Consider the following 15,940-nt stretch of genomic DNA (forward strand, 5'->3'; position numbering starts at 1 on the left):
GAGTGCAGGAGGCCGTGATGCTCCAGACAGACACCCGTGAACACACCGACTTCGCGGACGACCACGACGGCGCCGCCGCGACCACGACCGCGTCCGCCGCGCCGGACGCGCCGGCGGTCAGCCGCGAACTCCTCTTCCAGCGCTGCCTCTGGTGCGGCACCCCGGCCTACCGCCGTTCGTTCTGCCGTGCCTGCGGGTCCACGGCCTTCACCCGTGAGCGCAGCGAAGGCTCCGGGGTCGTCGTGCGCCGGTACGGCCATGTTCCGCACAACACCTGGTTCGTCGCGATGGACGAGGGCTTCAACCTGCTCTGCCAGGTCACCGGGACGGCACCGATCGCGGTCGCGGTGGGGATGCGGGTGAACGTCGCACGGTCCGTCGCCCCCGTCGGCCAAGGCCTGCCCCTTGTCGAACTCCCCCAGCCGGCACCGGCTCCGGAGCGCTGGTGGTGACGGGAAGCGGCCGGGACACAGTCACCTCGCAGACACACCACGATCAGAGAGGAGGGTGCGTGGGCACCCAGCACAACGCATCGGACGGACGGGCCGGCGCTCTCGACGGAACGGGGCCCGGCGCGCTGGACGGTCTGCGCATCGCCGACTTCTCCCGGGTCCTCGCGGGGCCCTACGCCACGATGCTCCTCGCCGATCTGGGCGCCGACGTGGTGAAGGTGGAACGGCCGGGTATCGGGGACGACACCCGGGCCTGGCACCCTCCTGCCGACCACGACGGCACGTCGACCTACTTCCTCGGCGTCAACCGGAACAAGACGTCCGTCGTCCTGGACCTCACGACCGACGCGGGCGTCGAGCAGGCTCGTGCCCTGGTCGCCGAGTCCGACGTCCTGGTGGAGAACTTCCGTCCCGGCACGATGGAACGACTGGGGCTCGGCCCTCGCGAACTCCGCGCCCGGCACCCGGAGTTGATCTACTGCTCGATCAGCGGTTTCGGCAGCGGCGAGGGCGCGGAGATCCCCGGATACGACCTGCTCGTGCAGGCCGTCGGCGGGCTGATGAGCGTGACCGGCGACGCCGCCGGGGAGCCGATGAAGGCGGGCGTGGCCCTGGTCGACGTGATCACCGGCCTGCACGCCTCGCTCGGCATCCTCGCGGCCCTGCGGCACCGGGACGCCACCGGGGAGGGGCAGTGTGTGGAGGTGAACCTGCTCGGCTCGCTGCTGTCGGCCATGGTCAACCAGGCGTCGGCGTTCGCCGTCGCCGGTGTGGTTCCGGGCCGTATGGGCAACGCGCACCCGAGCATCGCCCCCTACGAGACCTTCCCGGCGGCCGATCGCCCGATCGCGATCGCGGTGGGCAACGACCGGCAGTTCGCGGCGCTCGCCAAGGTTGTCGGGGAGCCCGGTCTCGCCGACGACGACCGCTTCCGCACCAACGCCGACCGGGTCGCCCACCGCGCCGCTCTGCGGGACATCCTGACCGAACGGCTGGGGGGCGCCGGCGCGGATCACTGGTCGGCCGTCCTGCTGGCCGCGGGCGTGCCCGCCGGACCGGTCAACACACTCGACGAGGCCTTCGCCTTCGCCCACAAGCTCGGCCTTCCCGGCATCGTCGACATCCCCGCCGCACGCTCCGCGGGACAGGACGGGACGCAGGGCGTTCCCTTCCGCCAGGTCGCGAGTCCCATCGCGCTGAGCGGCACGCCGGCGCAGTACCGCCTGCCGCCGCCGCGCCTGGGCCAGCACACCACCGAGACACTCGACCGTCTCTCCGACCACGTCTCCGCGCCGAACGAAGCGGCCGGTTGACCTCTCCGGCGCGGACACCGCGACCGGACCGATCACCACAACCTCCAGGAGCTCACGATGAGCGGCGCCAAGCCGATGAAGGACCCTCTCGACCTGCTTGACCTCTCCTCTACATTCAGCGACGAGGAGCGGGAGATCCAGGCCACCGTCGCCAAGTTCCTCGCCGACCGGGTGCGCCCGCACATCGGCGAGTGGTTCGAGAACGCCCACTTCGCCCGCGAACTCGCCCCGGAACTGGGCAAGTTGGGCGTGCTCGGCATGCACCTCGAAGGGTACGGCTGTGCCGGCACCAACGCCGTCAGCTACGGACTGGCCTGCCTGGAGCTGGAGGCGGCGGACTCCGGCTTCCGCAGCTTCGTCTCCGTGCAGGGCTCGTTGTCGATGTTCTCCATCTGGAAGTGGGGCTCGGAGGAGCAGAAGCAGGAGTGGCTGCCCCGGCTCGCCGCCGGTGAGGCCATCGGATGCTTCGGCCTGACGGAACCCGACTTCGGCAGCAACCCCTCCGGGATGCGCACCAAGGCCGTCCGCGACGGTGACGACTGGATCCTCAACGGCTCCAAAATGTGGATCACCAACGGCGGTATCGCCGATGTGGCCACCGTCTGGGCACAGACCGAGGACGGCATCCGCGGCTTCCTCGTGCCCCGCGGGGCGCCCGGCTTCACCACGCAGGACATCAAGCAGAAGATGTCCCTGCGCGCCTCCATCACCTCGGAGCTCTACTTCGACAACGTACGGCTGCCCGACTCGGCGCGACTGCCCCTCGCTCAGGGCCTGCGCGGACCGCTGTCCTGTCTGAACGAGGCCCGCTTCGGCATCCTGTTCGGCGCGGTCGGTGCGGCCCGCGACTCGATCCAGGCAGCCATTCAGTACGCCGACTCCCGAATCCAGTTCGACAAGCCGATCAGTGGTTTCCAGCTCACCCAGAAGAAGCTCGCCGACATGAGCGTGTCCGTGGGCAACGCCGCGCTTCTCGCCGTGCACCTGGGCCGGCTCAAGGACCAGGGCCGCATCAGGCCCGAGCAGATCAGCGTCGGCAAGCTCAACAACGTGCGGGAAGCGATCGCCATCGCACGGGAGTGCCGCACCATCCTGGGGGCCAACGGCATCTCCCTGGAGTACTCGCCGCTGCGCCACGCCAACAACCTGGAGTCCGTGCTGACGTACGAAGGAACCAGCGAGATGCACACCCTGGTCGTGGGACAGGCGATCACCGGCCAGGCGGCGTTCCGCTGACCGGGACGCCGGCCGCGACGCCGACCGTGACGGCTGAGAGAAGACATCCGTGAACATCGTCGTACTGGTCAAGCAGGTCCCGGACTCCGGTGCCGAACGGACCCTGTCCGGGGCCGACCACACCCTCGACCGCGAGGACGTCGAACTCGTCCTGGACGAGATCAACGAGCGTGCCGCCGAAGAGGCGTTGACGCTGAAGGAGACGACGGACGCCCACGTCACCGTCGTCTCCATGGGCCCCGACTCCGCGCTCGACGCCATCCGCAAGGTCCTGGCGATGGGCGCCGACCGGGGGATCCACATCTGCGACGCCAGACTGCGCGGCGCCGACGTGCTGACCACCGCGAAGGTCCTGGCGGCGGCCGTGCGAACCATGGAGGACGTCGGCCTGGTGCTCGCCGGCGACGCCACCACCGACGGCCAGGCGAGCGCGGTCCCCGCGGTCGTCGCGGACCTGCTCGGCCTGCCGCAGGTGACCCACGTGCGCAAGCTCGACGTGAACCTGGACGTGGACGCGGGACGGGTGCGCGCCGAGCGCGAGACCGAGGACGGCGAGTCGACGCTGGACGCCCCGCTGCCCGCGCTGGTCAGCGTCACCGAGAAGATCAACGAGCCGCGCTACCCCTCCTTCAAGGGGATCATGGCCGCCAAGAAGAAGCCGGTGGAAACGGTCGACCTCGACGACCTGTTCCCCGACGCGGACGAGGCCGGGTTCCTCGTGACCCGCACCCGTGTCGTGGAGGCCGTCCCGCGTCCGCCGCGAACCGCGGGAACCCGCGTCACCGACGACGGTTCGGCCGGCCGGCAGCTCGCCGCGTACCTGATCGCCCAGAAGCTCGTCTGAAGCGCCCGACCAGGAGACGGCCCCCATGCCCGAAGTCCTCGTACTCGTCGACCACGACGGGGAACGTGTCAACAAAACGACATACGAACTCCTGGCCGCCGCACGGCGGCTGGGGGACCCGGCCGCCGTCGTCGTGGGAGTTCCCGGCACCGCGACGCGCCTCACGGAATCCCTCGCCCGCCATGGCGCCACGAGCATCCTCGCGGCGGAATCCACCGACGCGGCCGAGTTTCTCGTCACGCCCGCCGTCGACGCCCTGGAACTCGCGGTCCGGGAGACCGCTGCCGCCGCCGTTCTGGTATCCGCCACGACGGACGGCAGGGAAGCGGCCGGGCGTCTCGCCGCGCGGCTGGACGCGGGGCTGCTGGTCGACGCGGTCGACCTGGACTCGTCCGGGATGGTCACCCAGATCGTCTTCGGCGGGTCCTACACCGTGCGCTCCCAAGTCACCCACGGCATACCGGTGATCGCCGTGCGGCCGGGCGCCTTCGAGCCGGAGGAGCATCCCGGGGAGGCAGGGAGACGGGAACTGGCCCTGCCGCCGATCGACCCCGCGGCGTCCGCACGCATCACCGCACGGCGCGCCGCCCCCTCGGGCGACCGACCCGGACTCACCGAGGCGACCGTGGTGGTCTCCGGAGGCCGCGGTGTGGCAGGAGCGGACGGTTTCAAGGCGGTGGAGGAGCTGGCCGACGCTCTGGGAGGTGCCGTGGGCGCCTCGCGCGCCGCGGTCGACGCCGGCTACTACCCGCACCAGTACCAGGTCGGGCAGACCGGCAAGACCGTCTCGCCGCAGCTGTACATCGCCCTGGGCATCTCCGGGGCCATCCAGCACCTCGCCGGGATGCAGACCTCCAAGACGATCCTCGCGGTCAACAAGGACCCGGAGGCACCGATCCTCGGCCTCGCCGACTACGGCGTGGTGGGTGACCTGTTCTCGGTGGCTCCCCAGCTCACGCAGGAATTGGCCGCCCGCCGCGCAGCCACATGACGTCGACGCCTGACGGGCACGGTTTCTCGGGTCCGGACCGCCCGGGGCCGGACCAGGAGGGGGAACGCCCTGCGGTACGCCGGGGGCCGCTGTGACGTTCACACCGCGGCCTCCCATGCGTGGGGCCTGGTGACGCACATCGGTCCCGGTCGGCCGGCCCGCCTGAGCCCTGAACCGCCGCGAGCGAAATGGCTCGAGGAAGCGAAGGGCCCGTGGGAGGGGCACGTTTCGCGTGGTGCAACCGTCATCGGAGGGTCGGCGAGTGGTGGATCGTCTCGTACGTCGTGCAGGTCGTGCAGGTCGTGCGGTTGGAGGTGCGACGGGGGTGTTCGGCTGGACCTTCACCCTGGACCGTCACTGATCGTCGCGGCGGGTACGGCGAGCCGGCCCGAACGCCGCGAAGCCCAGGGCCGGGGGCCGGAGCGCTGAGTGCGCTCCGGCCCCCTTCGGGCTCCAGGCATCCGGGCGCCGAGGGAGTAGTCGGCCGGTGATGCGCGGGCGTTGGGGCCACGCGTGACACTGTTCGGGAGGCGAGGCCGGGCGCACCACGTGCTCGGCCCCAGAAGCCGGTCACGGCTCGTCCGGGGTGATTTGACACCCCGTCGGCAGAGAGGCCGTCCGAGCCCGTCTTCGCGGGGGACCGGATGCGGCAGTCGGAAACACGGTCGCCCACCAGGCCCCGGATCATGAAGCCGAGTGATGACACGGGCGCCGAAAGGCCGGACCGCTGACTCTCCAGTTCACCGGGCAATGGTCACTCACCCAGGAGGACCGCGAGGCCCGCGTGGGCGAACCGGCGATCCGCCACACCCGCCGTCCCGTCACCCCCGACCTCGACCACCCTCGCGGCCCCGTTTGATGTCTTTTGTGACGGTGCCCCGCGCCCCGCGTGATGTTTCGTGACGGTGCCCCGGGGCCCCGGGGCCCCGGAGCCCCGGGTGCCGCTGCCGCACACCGAGGTTGCCGCCGCCACCTGTACCGGGCTGCGGTTTCCCGCATCCAGACATGTCAGTCACGCCCTTCAAGCCGCCCTTCAAGCCGCCCTACGGCAGTCCCCGCCAGGCGCCTGCGACCCGTCGACGACGTTCAGTGGGTGCTCCGTGACGACGTCGGTGACGACGGCGGGCGTACGGTGCCCCCCACACGTGGGACACACCGCGTCGCCGCAGGCCCTCAGGCCGCCTGGTAGCTGAAGAACCCCTGCCCCGACTTCCGGCCCAGCAGCCCCGACTCGACCATGCGGCGCAGCAGCGGGGGAGGGGCGTACAGCGGTTCCCGGTACTCCTCGTACAGGGCCTCACCTATCGCCGCCACGGTGTCCAGGCCGATGAGGTCGGCGAGGCGCAGCGGGCCCATGGGGTGTGCGCAGCCGGCGGTCATCCCCGTGTCGATGTCCTCCGCCGTCGCGGTGCCGGAGCTGACCAGCCGTACCGCCGCCAACAGGTAGGGGACCAGCAGGGAGTTCACGACGAAGCCCGCGCGGTCCTGCGTGACGATCGTCTTCTTGCCCAGAACCTCGCCGGCGAAGGCACGCACGCGCTGTTCCGTGGCTTTCGAGGTCTGCAACGAGGGGATGACCTCGATCAGTGGCATGAGAGGGACCGGGTTGAAGAAGTGCAGGCCGATCACCGCCTCCGGTCGTCCGGTCGCCGCCGCGAGCCGGGCGATGGGGATCGAGGAGGTGTTGCTGGCCAGGACGGCGGCCGAGTCAGTGACGATCTTGTCCAGCTGCCGGAACAGTGCCGTCTTGGCCTGTTCGTTCTCGACGGCGGCCTCGACGACCAGGTCGGCCCCGGCCAGCCGGGAGAGGTCGGCGGTGACCGAGATCCCGGCCAGGACGTGTGCGCGGTCTCCGGGGGCGATGGTGCCGCGTTTCTCCGCCTTGAGCAGGGAGTCCGCCACGCCGGCGAGTCCGGCACGAGCCCTGTCCTCGGTCACGTCGCACAACGTGACGTGCAGTCCGGCACGGGCGCAGACCTCGGTGATGCCCCGGCCCATCTGCCCGGCGCCGACGACCCCCACGTGCTTGATCGATGTCATGTGTTCCTCCGCCTGTTCCAACGCCCGGCGGCGGTCGACCGACGCCGCCACGGTCTGTGGTGCCGTGTTGAGCGTAGGCCGGGAACACCCCCTCTGACCTGCTCCGACAGTGCGTCATCCGCGCACAAACATGCGCCACGGCACCCTCGGGCGGACCTGGCGGACCTGGCGGACCTGACGGCGCTGCCGAGCAGAGGGCCGAGGCCCCCTCAGTGGACCGCGGATCACCGGAATGGGCCCCGCGCGGGTGCCGGGGACCTCCCTGGCCCGGCGCCGCCTCGCCGCCGGGAGCTCCCGCCCGCCCCACGCGCCCCGCACCGGAGCGCCGCTGCTTCAGCCGGTGGTGACCGTGGCGGCGGCGGCCTCGCGCAGGCGGCGGATCAGGCCGCGCACCGCGGGCGAGGTCTCGCCCCTGCGGTAGGCACCCACCAGCCGGGTGGTCAGGGACACGTCCGCCAGCGGACGGTAGGCCACCCCGGGGATGTGCACGCGGCGCAGGGAATCAGGGACCAGAGCCACCGCGAGACCACCGCCCACCAGTGTCAGAGCCGCGATGAAGTCCCGCACCGGGGGAGCGCACCGCGGGCTGAACCCGCCCTGCTGCGCCACCTCGAGGATCTGGTCGCGGCAGCCGTACTCCTCGTCGAAATGCGGGGCCACGAACCGTTCGTCGCGCAGCTGCGCCGCCGATATCGCCTCGTACGCCGCCAGCGGAGCTCCGGCCGGCAGCGCCAGGACGATGTCCTCGGTGAGCAGGCAGGTGGCCGTGACTTCGGGCGGGTACTGCGGCCGCCAGCGCAGGAAGCCGACGTCGATGTCCCCGCACGCCAGCGCTTCCAGTTGGGCCGGTGTCTCCAGCTCGCGCACCTGTACGGTCAGCTCGGTGCCGGGGGCCGCGCACCGGGTGAGGACGTCGGTCAGCACTCCGGAGAACGCGGCTGAGGCGACGTACGCGATCTGGGCGTGCCCCAGTTCCCCGCGGCCGGCGCGCCGGCCCACGGTCTCGGCACGGGAGACCTGGGCGAGGGTCAGCCGGGCCTCTTCGAGAAAGAGCCGCCCGGCGCTGGTGAGCGCCGGGCGGCTGCGCCGTCCGCGGTCGATCAGCCGCACGCCCAAGTGCGACTCCAGGGCCCTGATCTGGGCGCTGAGCGCCGACGGGGCAAGATGCAGACGGTCCGCCGCCCGCGCGAAGTGCAGTTCCTCCGCGACGGTGACGAACGATTCCAGCCAGCGCAGTTCCACCGGCTCCTCCATCCTGCCGGGCCCGTACTGACGTGAGCAGGGGCCGTGTGCACTGCTTGTGTGAAGCACCCCGCGGCGGCGTCAGGGCAGAACAGGCCCGCCGCGGGGTGAGTACGGGGCGTCGGAGGCATGGCCGGTCAAGGGGGGTCCGGATGCTCGTCGGAGCCTCGGTTCAGGGGAGGACGACGTAGTTGCTGAACCCGCCGTCGCGGTCCTGGAGCCCCGAGATCGCCTCGTTGACCTTGGCCAGCGGAAACGGCTTGGCCTGAAGGTAGGACAGGTCCAGGGCGCCGGTGCCCACCATGTCGGCGAGTTCCTGCCCCTGCGCGGTGCTGAACCAGTTGGAGCCGATCAGCTGGACCTGCTCGTCCATGAGCCACTTCACGTCCACGGGCAGCCGGTCGGCCACACCGCCGACGTTCACGACCCGGCCGCCCCTTCGGACGCCCTGCATGGAGTCGAGCATCGTCTCCACCGGTGCCTTGGCGCCGAGCGCGCTGATCACGTAGTCCGCGCCCTCGCCGCCGGTGCGGGACTTCGCCCACTCGCCGGTGGAGCCGTCACCCAGCCGGAAGACCTCGACCCGGTCCGGGGCCAGTTCCTTGACGCGCTTGAGGAGTTCCTCGTTGCGGCCGGTGCCGAGGATCCGGGAGGCCCCGGAGGCCAGCGCCAGCACGGTCGACGCGACACCGAGGGTTCCCGTGATCCCGTCGATCAGCGCGACCTGGCCGGGCCCTGCGGCGGCGTTCTTGAGGGCGCCGTAGGACGTGCCGATGTAGCCGAGCTTTCCGGCCTGCTCGAACGTCATGTTGTCCGGGATGTTGACGATCGAGGACTGCGGGGCGGTCATGTACTGAGCGAAGCCGCCGTACGGATACAGGTCGAAGATCCGCTGGCCGTCACGGGAGGTGCTGAAGTAGCCGTTCAGCGTGAAGTAACGGCAGCGGCTCAGTTCTCCGCCCCGGCACACCTGACAACTGCCGCACCCGCGCAGGGGGTTGACGTAGACCCGGTCACCCGGCTTGGTGTTCAGCACCGCCTCGCCGACGGCTTCGACCACGCCGGAGGCGTCCAGGCCGAAGATGGCGGGGAACTTGGGCAGCGGCTGGTGCGGGAACCAGGTGGGCCAGTTGTTGATCACGTTGGCCATGTTCGGCACGATCCCGCACGCCTTGACCCGCACCAGTACGTCGGTCGGGCGCGGGGTGGGCACGTCGATGGTGTCCACCGACATCGGCTCACCGAGCGCGTGCAGTCGTGCGGCGAGCATTTTCGCCATTGAAATACTCCTTGGAACTGCTCCGTCCCAGGCGGCCGGAGGCGGAGACCCTGAAAAAAGAATTACTTAGGAATTCGGGAAAGGATTCGGGTAGTTGGCTTCGAGGTCGATGTCCAGCAGGCCCATGATGCGGACGCCGGAGTTGTACCAGGCGATGGACAACGACAGTTCGACCATCTGCTTGTCCGTCAGATGCTCGGCCGCGGCGTTCCAGGTCTCCTTCGAGACCTCGACCCGGAGCGTGGACTCCTTGGCGAGGCGCATCACCGCCTTCTCCACCCCGTCGAACAGGTCGGACGACTCGAAGTCGGCCACCGCCGCGAGCTGTTCACCGGTGAGCCCGGCCCCCAGCCCGTGCGACTGGTGGTGCGCGACCTCGTACACGGACCGGGTCGCGTGGCCCACGGTCAGGATCGCCAGCTCACGCAGCTTGGGGCTGAGGTCGGCGGCACGCAGCGAGTTGGCGTAGGTGAGGAAGGCGTCCAGCTGGGCCGGCGCATGGGTGAGGGCGAGGAAGATGTTCGCCGTCGGTACCTTGCGTTCGGCCTCCAGCCGGTCGTACAGGGGCTTGTGCGCCTCGTCCGCGTCCTCGCGACGCAGGTAGGGGACTCGTGCCATGGTGTCTCCTCGGGGGACGTGATCGTACGAAAGGTCAGTGGGCGGACTGTTCGAGCAGGTACCGCTCCATCGACATCGGCCGGGGCAGCTCGGACGGCGGGACCTGCTTCACGCCGACGAAGGGCGACGCCTCGAAGTACCACTTCTCCAGGGCCGGCAGGCCCCAGCGGGCGTTGGTGCTCAGCGCCGCCGCGTCCCAGCGCACGGGCTCGATCTCGGTGTCGATCGTCTGGTAGTGGCTGTTGAAGACCTCCACCCGGTGACCGTCCGGGTCACGGAGGTAGGCGAAGAGCATTCCGCCCGGACCGTGCCGCCCCGGGCCGCGCTCCACGCCGTCGCCGTAGCCGAGAATGCCCGCCCAGTCGCAGGCGGCGAAGATGTCGTGGCTCTCGGAGACGGTGTACGCGAAGTGGTGCAGGGCGGGCCCGGTGTTCTCGACGATCGCCAGGTCCAGGCAGGTGCCCTTGCGGTACATGAAGGCCCCCAGCAGCTTGTCGCCGTGCTCCAGGTACTCCGAGTTGCGGAAGCCGAGCTCGCTGTAGAAAGCGCACAGCTCGTAGGTGTCGGGCGCGAAGATCTGGTAGTGGTCCAGGCGCTGCGCGTGGGCACCCTTGTAGGACGCGAAGTCGATGTGCAGCCGCGGCCGCGTCTCCATGGTCGCGCACAGTTCGAGCGGCGTGCCGATGGGGTCGCTGACGTGCAGGGTGCGGCCCTGGTACGGGACGTCGACCCACTCGGCGGGCAGGCCCCGCTCACGGAACCAGGCGTACGCGAGGTCGAGGTCCTCGTCGAAGAAGACCCGGAAGCCGATCCTCCTGGACCTGCCGCCGCCCTCTTCGTCCAGCTCCAGGACGAGGCTGTGGTGGCAGGCCTCGGCCAGGCCGCGGAGGTAGCAGGTGCGCTCGTCCTCGTCGCTGACGACGAGGCCCAGGGCGTTCACGTAGAAGTTCCGGCTCTCGGCCAGGTCGGCCACGGTGAGACGCACATGACTGGAGCGGGTGATGTTGAAACTGGGGCGCAGATTGACGGGAGGCAGCATGATGGTCTCCGGGCTCCGATCGGCTCTGGATTTCGATGACTGTAATACTTCGAGGCTGTTTTACGGCTGGTCAGCGGAAGGGGCCGCAGTCATGGCAGACGCGGAATCCGCGAATGTGAAGGCAGACCATCCGCTGAATTCCGCGGATTCGCCGAGGGCCTCCTCGATGCGCAGGACCTCGTTCCATTTGGCCATGCGCTCGGAGCGGGTGAACGAGCCCACTTTCAGCTGGCCGGCGTCCCAGCCGACGCTCAGATGGGCGATGGTGACGTCCTCGGTCTCTCCGGACCGGGCCGAGACGATCGTGCCGAAGCCGGCGTCCTTTCCGGCGCACAGGGCCTGGTGGGCCTCCGTGACCGTACCGGCCTGGTTCGGCTTGACGAGGACGGCGTTCGCCGCCCGGCCGGTGGCCGCCGCCTCCACCCGCTTGGCGTTCGTGACCAGGTAGTCGTCGCCGATCACCTGGCAGCGGTGGCCGTAGCGCCGGGTGAACTCCACCATGCCCTCGTGGTCGTCCTCGCCCACCGGGTCCTCGACGGAGAGGATCGGATACTGGTCGACCCAGCCGCCCAGCATGTCGACCAGTGCCTCGGTGTCCAGGGTGTGGTCGTCCAGCGCCAGCGTGTACCGCCCGCCGCTGCCGAACTGCGAGGCCGCGACGTCCAGCGAGATGCCCACCTGGGAGGAGGGCGCGAAGCCCGCGCTCTCGATGGCCAGGGTCAGCATCTCCAGCGCCTCCTCGTTGGAGTCGAAGGCGGGCCAGAACCCGCCCTCGTCGGCCACGCCCTGTACCTTGCCGGCCTTGCGCATCAGGGCTCCGGCCGCCCGGTAGATCTCCGCCGTCCAGTCCAGGGCCTCGGAGAAGCTCCGTGCCGCCGGGCAGACCACCATGAAGTCCTGCACGTCGACGCGGCGGTCCGCGTGGGCCCCGCCGCCGAAGATCTGGATCTCCGGCAGCGGGATGCGGACCGGCCGTCCGCCCGCCAGGTGCTGCCACAGGGGCACGCCCGCCGATGCGGCGGCGGCGTGGAGGACCGCCATGGACGTGGCCACGATCGCGTTGCCGCCCAGACGGCTTCGGTCGGGGGTGCCGTCGAGGTTCACCAGGAGCCGGTCGACGGCCTCCTGGTCACCCGCGTCACGACCGGCGAGGGCGGGGGCGATCTCGTGGTTCACCGAGCCCACCGCACGCCGGACGTCGAGCCCGCCGAAGCGGCTGCCGCCGTCGCGCAGGTCGAGGGCCTCGCCCTGGCCCGTCGATGCGCCCGCCGGCGCGATCGCCCTGCCCACCGCACCGTCCGTGAGGTGGACCTCGACCTCGACGGTCGGCCGGCCGCGGGAGTCCCACACCCTGCGGCCGTAGAGCTTGGCGATCCGCGCGTCTGTCATTGCGGTGCGACCTTTCGGAGTTCGGACGATCGGGCCAGGAGAACCGGGCCAGGAGAACCGGGCCAGGAGAACCGGGCCAGAAGAATCGGGCCGGATAAATCGGGTCGGAGACATCCGCCCGTGCCGGTCATCGGGGGCGGCCCCGCAGCCGGAGGCGACGGAAGGCGTACGGAGCAATGTCCTCGCCGACGAAACGGGCTCGGCCGGCCCCCGCCGGGCGGCACCTGGGTCGGCGCAGCGGCGTTGGGCACGAGCGAGAAGGTCATGGCGAAGGTTGCTCGTTCACTGCGGCTCTTCGTGCTAACGATAGCGCAATCGTGCAAAGCGGCGGCTGCTCTGTCAAGAGCGGGGCGTCGCCCGATCCGCTGGAGTTCACCTGGTTCGACATCCTCTTGGGTGCCTCGAGGGTTGATGCTATCGTTCGCACACTCGGTGCTCCGGTGCTCCGGCGAGAACTCCGGCGGACCCGCGCCCTTCTGGACGACGGACAGCACAGGGGGGCGTGGGTCCGCCGGGCCGCAACCCGCCCGACAGGGAAGAGAGCCTGAGATGACCCTCCAGCCCTCCGTGGCGCCCATGACCCTCACCACCGTTGTGGCCAGTACGCGCCCCGGACGTGTGGGCAGATCCGTCGCGGACTGGTTCGCTCTCCGCGCCTCGGAGTACGACCAGTTCGAGTCCCACACCGTCGACCTGTACGAACTCGCTCTGCCCTTCTTCGACGAGCCGCATCCGCCCGCTCTGCGGCAGTACACGAAGAGCCACACCCGCGCGTGGAGCCGGATCGTCGACGCGTCGGACGCGTTCGTCTTCGTCACCCCGGAATACAACGGCTGCTTCCCCGCCCCGTTGAAGAACGCCTGGGACTACCTCGCCGTGGAGTGGCAGCACAAGCCGGCCGCGTTCGTCAGCTACGGAGGCGTCTCGGCGGGCACCCGCGCGGTGCAGATGGGCAAGCAGGTCGTGGCGAACCTCAGGATGCTGCCGATCGGTCCGACCGTGAGCATCCCGTTCGTCAACGGCCTCGTCGAGGGCGGCGACTTCAGGCCCGGCAAAATACACGAGACCGCTGCCGAGCAGGTGCTCGACGAACTCGCCCGCACCGCCCGGGTCATGGGGCGACTGCGCAGCGGCAGGTACTGACCCGTGCCGCACAAGGGCAGGCGCCCGCAGCGGCACGTACTGACCCGCGCGGCACATACGAAGGCGCCCGGAGTGCATTGCTCCGGGCGCCTTCGGCGTTCGCGGGTGAGGCCGCCCCGGCTCAGACGGACCTGGACGGAGTTGTCCCGCCAGGCGGTGCCGTGCTGCCGCGCAGGACCAGTGATCCGGGGGAGACCGACGTGTACGGGCCGTCGTTGTCCGGCTTGGTCTTGAGCCGGCGCATCAGCCACAGCGCGCAGCCGGTGGCCATCTCCTGGATCGGCAGCCCGATCGTGGTCAGTCCGGGCCCCCACCAGGAAAACCCCGGCTCGTCCCCGAACCCGACCACGGACAGCTCCCCGGGCACCTTCACGCCCTGCTCGGACAGCTCCTCCAGGACCCCGATGGTGAGCTGAACCGATCCCAGCACGAGCGCGGTGGGCACGTCCGGCCCCTTCAGCAGCCGGCGCACCGCCTGGCGGCCGTAGTCCACGGACGACGGCGGTCCCAGCTCCGCCCGCCCGGCGTCGTCGGGCAGGCCGCCCTCGCCGAGGGCGCTGCGAAAGCCGCGCAGGCGCTCCGCGCCCGTGGGCAGTTCCTCGGGGCCGCCCACGTATGCGAGGCGGGTGTGCCCCTGAGCCACCAAGTGGGCCGCGGCCCGGCGCAGTGCCTCGTGGTCGTCCACGCCGAACCACTGGGAACCGAGCAGCGGGTGGCGACGCAGCAACTGCAGGTGCGGCAGGCCGCGCAGGAGCTTGACGGAGTCGCCGTGCGGGCGTGCGCTGGGCACGATGATGACGCCGGCCACGCGGTTGGCGGACAACTCCCGCAGGTGGCGCAGCTCCACCATCCGGTCGTCGTCGGTCTCCGAGAGCATCAGCTGGAAGCCCTCGGCCTCCATGTTCTTGGACAACTCGTGCGCGATCGTCGAGTAGAAACTGTTGCGGATGTCCGGGATGACCAGCGCGACCACGTTGCTGGACGCTCCGCGCATCATCCGTGCCGCCCGGTTGCCGACGTATCCCATCTCGGACGCGGCCTGGCGGACCCGGAACTTGGTCTCCTCGCTGATGCGGGGATCGTCGGAGAGCGCCCGGCCGACCGTCGAGACGGAGATTCCGAGGCGTTCCGCGATGTCCTTGGTCGTGATCACGTAAGGGCCCCCTCGAGCCGGCTCATCCCGTCGCCGTCACTTTCCGTGTGCCAACGATAGCATTCTCGTCGCACTACGTGGCCGGATGGGTGGGGGCGCCGAGTCGGTCATCGTCATTGTGCTAACGTTAGCATTGCTGAATGGGCCGTGCAGCCGCCCGCGGCTGCCAAGTTGCGGAGGTGTCCCGTGCGGATCGTCAGATATGCCGTCAGCGGCGTGCGTCACTATGGAGAGCTGGATTCCGGTGGCGAAAGAATCGCGCGATTCGACGGTGATCCCTTCACCGGACTGTTCCCTGCGGGGGACGTCGACGAAGTCGGCGACGTGGTCGTTCTTCCGCCGCTCGAGCGACCCCGGATCTTCGGATTCGCCTACAACTACGCCTCGCACGTCGACGAGACCGACCGGGAAAAGCCGGAAGTTCCCGTGTGTTTCATGAAGCCGAGCACCGCGGCGATCGGACCGGGTGACGCGATCGTCTATCCGGCGGATGGCGAACTCATCCACTTCGAAGGCGAGTTGGTCGTCGTCATCGGAAAGGAAGCCCGCCATGTGAAGCCCTCTGAGGCCCATGAATACATCCTCGGCTATACGTGCGGCAATGATGTCAGCGACCGCATCGTCCAGCGCAGGGAAAGCGCGTTCGGAACGCTGCTGATCGGCAAGGGGCAGGACACGTTCGCCCCCCTCGGGCCGGTCATCGCGACCGGACTCGACCCCGCGGCACTGTCGCTGACGACCCGTCTGAACGGCGCCGTCGTGCAGTCGGCGAGCACCGCCGACCTGCTGCTCGACGTTCCCGGCATCGTCAGCTACCTCAGCCGCCATCTGACACTGCTGCCCGGAGACGCGATCATGACCGGCACGCCGTCCGGCGTCGGGCCGATCCGGCCCGGGGACGAGATCGAGGTGGAGATCGAGGGCATCGGTGTCCTGCGCAATCCGGTCGTGGCCGAGAGCCTCTGACGTCGGATTCCTTCCGGGTGATCGCGCCACGGGGCCTGCCCACCGCTCGGCGGTGGGCAGGCCCCGTGGCATGTCCGAGGCGGCCTTCGTGCGCTGTCGGGGAACGCCGCCGTGGGGGGGGGGGGGGGGGGGGGGGGGGGGACGGGGGGGGGAGGGGGGGGGGGGGGGGGGGGAAAGGGGGAAGGAGCCCTCGCGCTGCCACCCTTTCCTCCCCGGAGGGGGACGACGATAAAGA

The 15,940-nt window shown here is 70.2% G+C and carries 14 protein-coding genes; 7 read left to right on the forward strand and 7 right to left on the reverse strand.

The features are described from left to right. Positions 1-17: 17 nt before the first annotated feature. Genes ACZ5XS_RS35575 through ACZ5XS_RS35595 form a run of 5 tightly spaced genes read left to right on the forward strand, consistent with a single transcriptional unit; the run spans position 18 to position 4,836 of the window. Complete coding sequence (locus ACZ5XS_RS35575; protein WP_468658417.1) at positions 18-452, forward strand: Zn-ribbon domain-containing OB-fold protein; 435 nt, start codon at positions 18-20, stop codon at positions 450-452. Between the two features lie 59 nt (positions 453-511). Further along, positions 512-1,765, forward strand: coding sequence for a CaiB/BaiF CoA transferase family protein (locus ACZ5XS_RS35580; protein ID WP_468658419.1), 1,254 nt, complete (start codon positions 512-514; stop codon positions 1,763-1,765). Between the two features lie 57 nt (positions 1,766-1,822). Continuing rightward, positions 1,823-3,001: an acyl-CoA dehydrogenase family protein gene (locus ACZ5XS_RS35585; protein ID WP_468658421.1), complete on the forward strand. Its 1,179-nt coding sequence runs from the start codon at positions 1,823-1,825 to the stop codon at positions 2,999-3,001. A 49-nt stretch (positions 3,002-3,050) separates the two neighbouring features. After that, positions 3,051-3,845, forward strand: a complete 795-nt coding sequence (locus tag ACZ5XS_RS35590; protein ID WP_468658423.1) for an electron transfer flavoprotein subunit beta/FixA family protein — start codon at positions 3,051-3,053, stop codon at positions 3,843-3,845. A gap of 25 nt (positions 3,846-3,870) precedes the next feature. Beyond that, entirely contained in the window at positions 3,871-4,836 is a 966-nt protein-coding gene (locus ACZ5XS_RS35595; RefSeq protein ID WP_468658425.1) for an electron transfer flavoprotein subunit alpha/FixB family protein, read from the forward strand. A 1,173-nt stretch (positions 4,837-6,009) separates the two neighbouring features. Here ACZ5XS_RS35595 and ACZ5XS_RS35600 read toward each other — a convergent pair. From ACZ5XS_RS35600 to eno, 6 genes are all read right to left on the reverse strand, one after another. Beyond that, positions 6,010-6,876, reverse strand: coding sequence for a 3-hydroxybutyryl-CoA dehydrogenase (locus ACZ5XS_RS35600; RefSeq protein WP_468658427.1), 867 nt, complete (start codon positions 6,874-6,876; stop codon positions 6,010-6,012). A gap of 333 nt (positions 6,877-7,209) precedes the next feature. Next, a complete protein-coding gene (locus ACZ5XS_RS35605; protein ID WP_468658429.1) occupies positions 7,210-8,118 on the reverse strand; it encodes a LysR substrate-binding domain-containing protein in 909 nt (302 codons plus the stop codon). A 172-nt stretch (positions 8,119-8,290) separates the two neighbouring features. After that, positions 8,291-9,397: an alcohol dehydrogenase catalytic domain-containing protein gene (locus ACZ5XS_RS35610; protein WP_217241019.1), complete on the reverse strand. Its 1,107-nt coding sequence runs from the start codon at positions 9,395-9,397 to the stop codon at positions 8,291-8,293. A 66-nt stretch (positions 9,398-9,463) separates the two neighbouring features. Then, positions 9,464-10,015 carry a carboxymuconolactone decarboxylase family protein gene (locus tag ACZ5XS_RS35615; protein ID WP_468658431.1) on the reverse strand — a complete coding sequence of 184 codons (552 nt, stop codon included), beginning with the start codon at positions 10,013-10,015 and terminating at the stop codon, positions 9,464-9,466. A gap of 34 nt (positions 10,016-10,049) precedes the next feature. Continuing rightward, entirely contained in the window at positions 10,050-11,054 is a 1,005-nt protein-coding gene (locus tag ACZ5XS_RS35620) for a VOC family protein (RefSeq protein WP_468658433.1), read from the reverse strand. 60 nt (positions 11,055-11,114) lie between these two features. Then, positions 11,115-12,443 (reverse strand): phosphopyruvate hydratase, encoded by a 1,329-nt coding sequence (eno, locus tag ACZ5XS_RS35625; protein WP_468658435.1) that lies wholly within the window; start codon positions 12,441-12,443, stop codon positions 11,115-11,117. Between the two features lie 549 nt (positions 12,444-12,992). Here eno and ACZ5XS_RS35630 point away from each other — a divergent pair. Next, the gene (locus tag ACZ5XS_RS35630; protein WP_468658437.1) at positions 12,993-13,586 is read left to right on the forward strand and encodes an NADPH-dependent FMN reductase; all 594 of its coding nucleotides are present in this window, start codon (positions 12,993-12,995) and stop codon (positions 13,584-13,586) included. Positions 13,587-13,707: 121 nt separating this feature from the next. On the opposite strand, the gene ACZ5XS_RS35635 is transcribed toward ACZ5XS_RS35630, so the two are convergent. Next, the gene (locus ACZ5XS_RS35635) at positions 13,708-14,739 is read right to left on the reverse strand and encodes a LacI family DNA-binding transcriptional regulator (protein WP_468658439.1); all 1,032 of its coding nucleotides are present in this window, start codon (positions 14,737-14,739) and stop codon (positions 13,708-13,710) included. 186 nt (positions 14,740-14,925) lie between these two features. Here ACZ5XS_RS35635 and ACZ5XS_RS35640 point away from each other — a divergent pair, with 186 nt between their 5' ends. Next, positions 14,926-15,705, forward strand: coding sequence for a fumarylacetoacetate hydrolase family protein (locus ACZ5XS_RS35640; protein WP_468658441.1), 780 nt, complete (start codon positions 14,926-14,928; stop codon positions 15,703-15,705). The last annotated feature ends 235 nt before the right edge of the window (positions 15,706-15,940 follow it).

This window comes from Streptomyces sp. NPDC033131, assembly GCF_055578365.1.

What these genes read in the sequence shown, in the direction of transcription:
- eno (WP_468658435.1), bottom strand. Translation starts at nt 12,443, where the DNA reads ATGACAGACGCGCGGATCGCCAAGCTCTACGGCCGCAGGGTGTGGGAC.
- ACZ5XS_RS35620 (WP_468658433.1), bottom strand. Translation starts at nt 11,054, where the DNA reads ATGCTGCCTCCCGTCAATCTGCGCCCCAGTTTCAACATCACCCGCTCC.
- ACZ5XS_RS35595 (WP_468658425.1), top strand. Translation starts at nt 3,871, where the DNA reads ATGCCCGAAGTCCTCGTACTCGTCGACCACGACGGGGAACGTGTCAAC.
- ACZ5XS_RS35630 (WP_468658437.1), top strand. Translation starts at nt 12,993, where the DNA reads ATGACCCTCCAGCCCTCCGTGGCGCCCATGACCCTCACCACCGTTGTG.
- ACZ5XS_RS35600 (WP_468658427.1), bottom strand. Translation starts at nt 6,876, where the DNA reads ATGACATCGATCAAGCACGTGGGGGTCGTCGGCGCCGGGCAGATGGGC.
- ACZ5XS_RS35615 (WP_468658431.1), bottom strand. Translation starts at nt 10,015, where the DNA reads ATGGCACGAGTCCCCTACCTGCGTCGCGAGGACGCGGACGAGGCGCAC.
- ACZ5XS_RS35610 (WP_217241019.1), bottom strand. Translation starts at nt 9,397, where the DNA reads ATGGCGAAAATGCTCGCCGCACGACTGCACGCGCTCGGTGAGCCGATG.
- ACZ5XS_RS35585 (WP_468658421.1), top strand. Translation starts at nt 1,823, where the DNA reads ATGAGCGGCGCCAAGCCGATGAAGGACCCTCTCGACCTGCTTGACCTC.
- ACZ5XS_RS35575 (WP_468658417.1), top strand. Translation starts at nt 18, where the DNA reads ATGCTCCAGACAGACACCCGTGAACACACCGACTTCGCGGACGACCAC.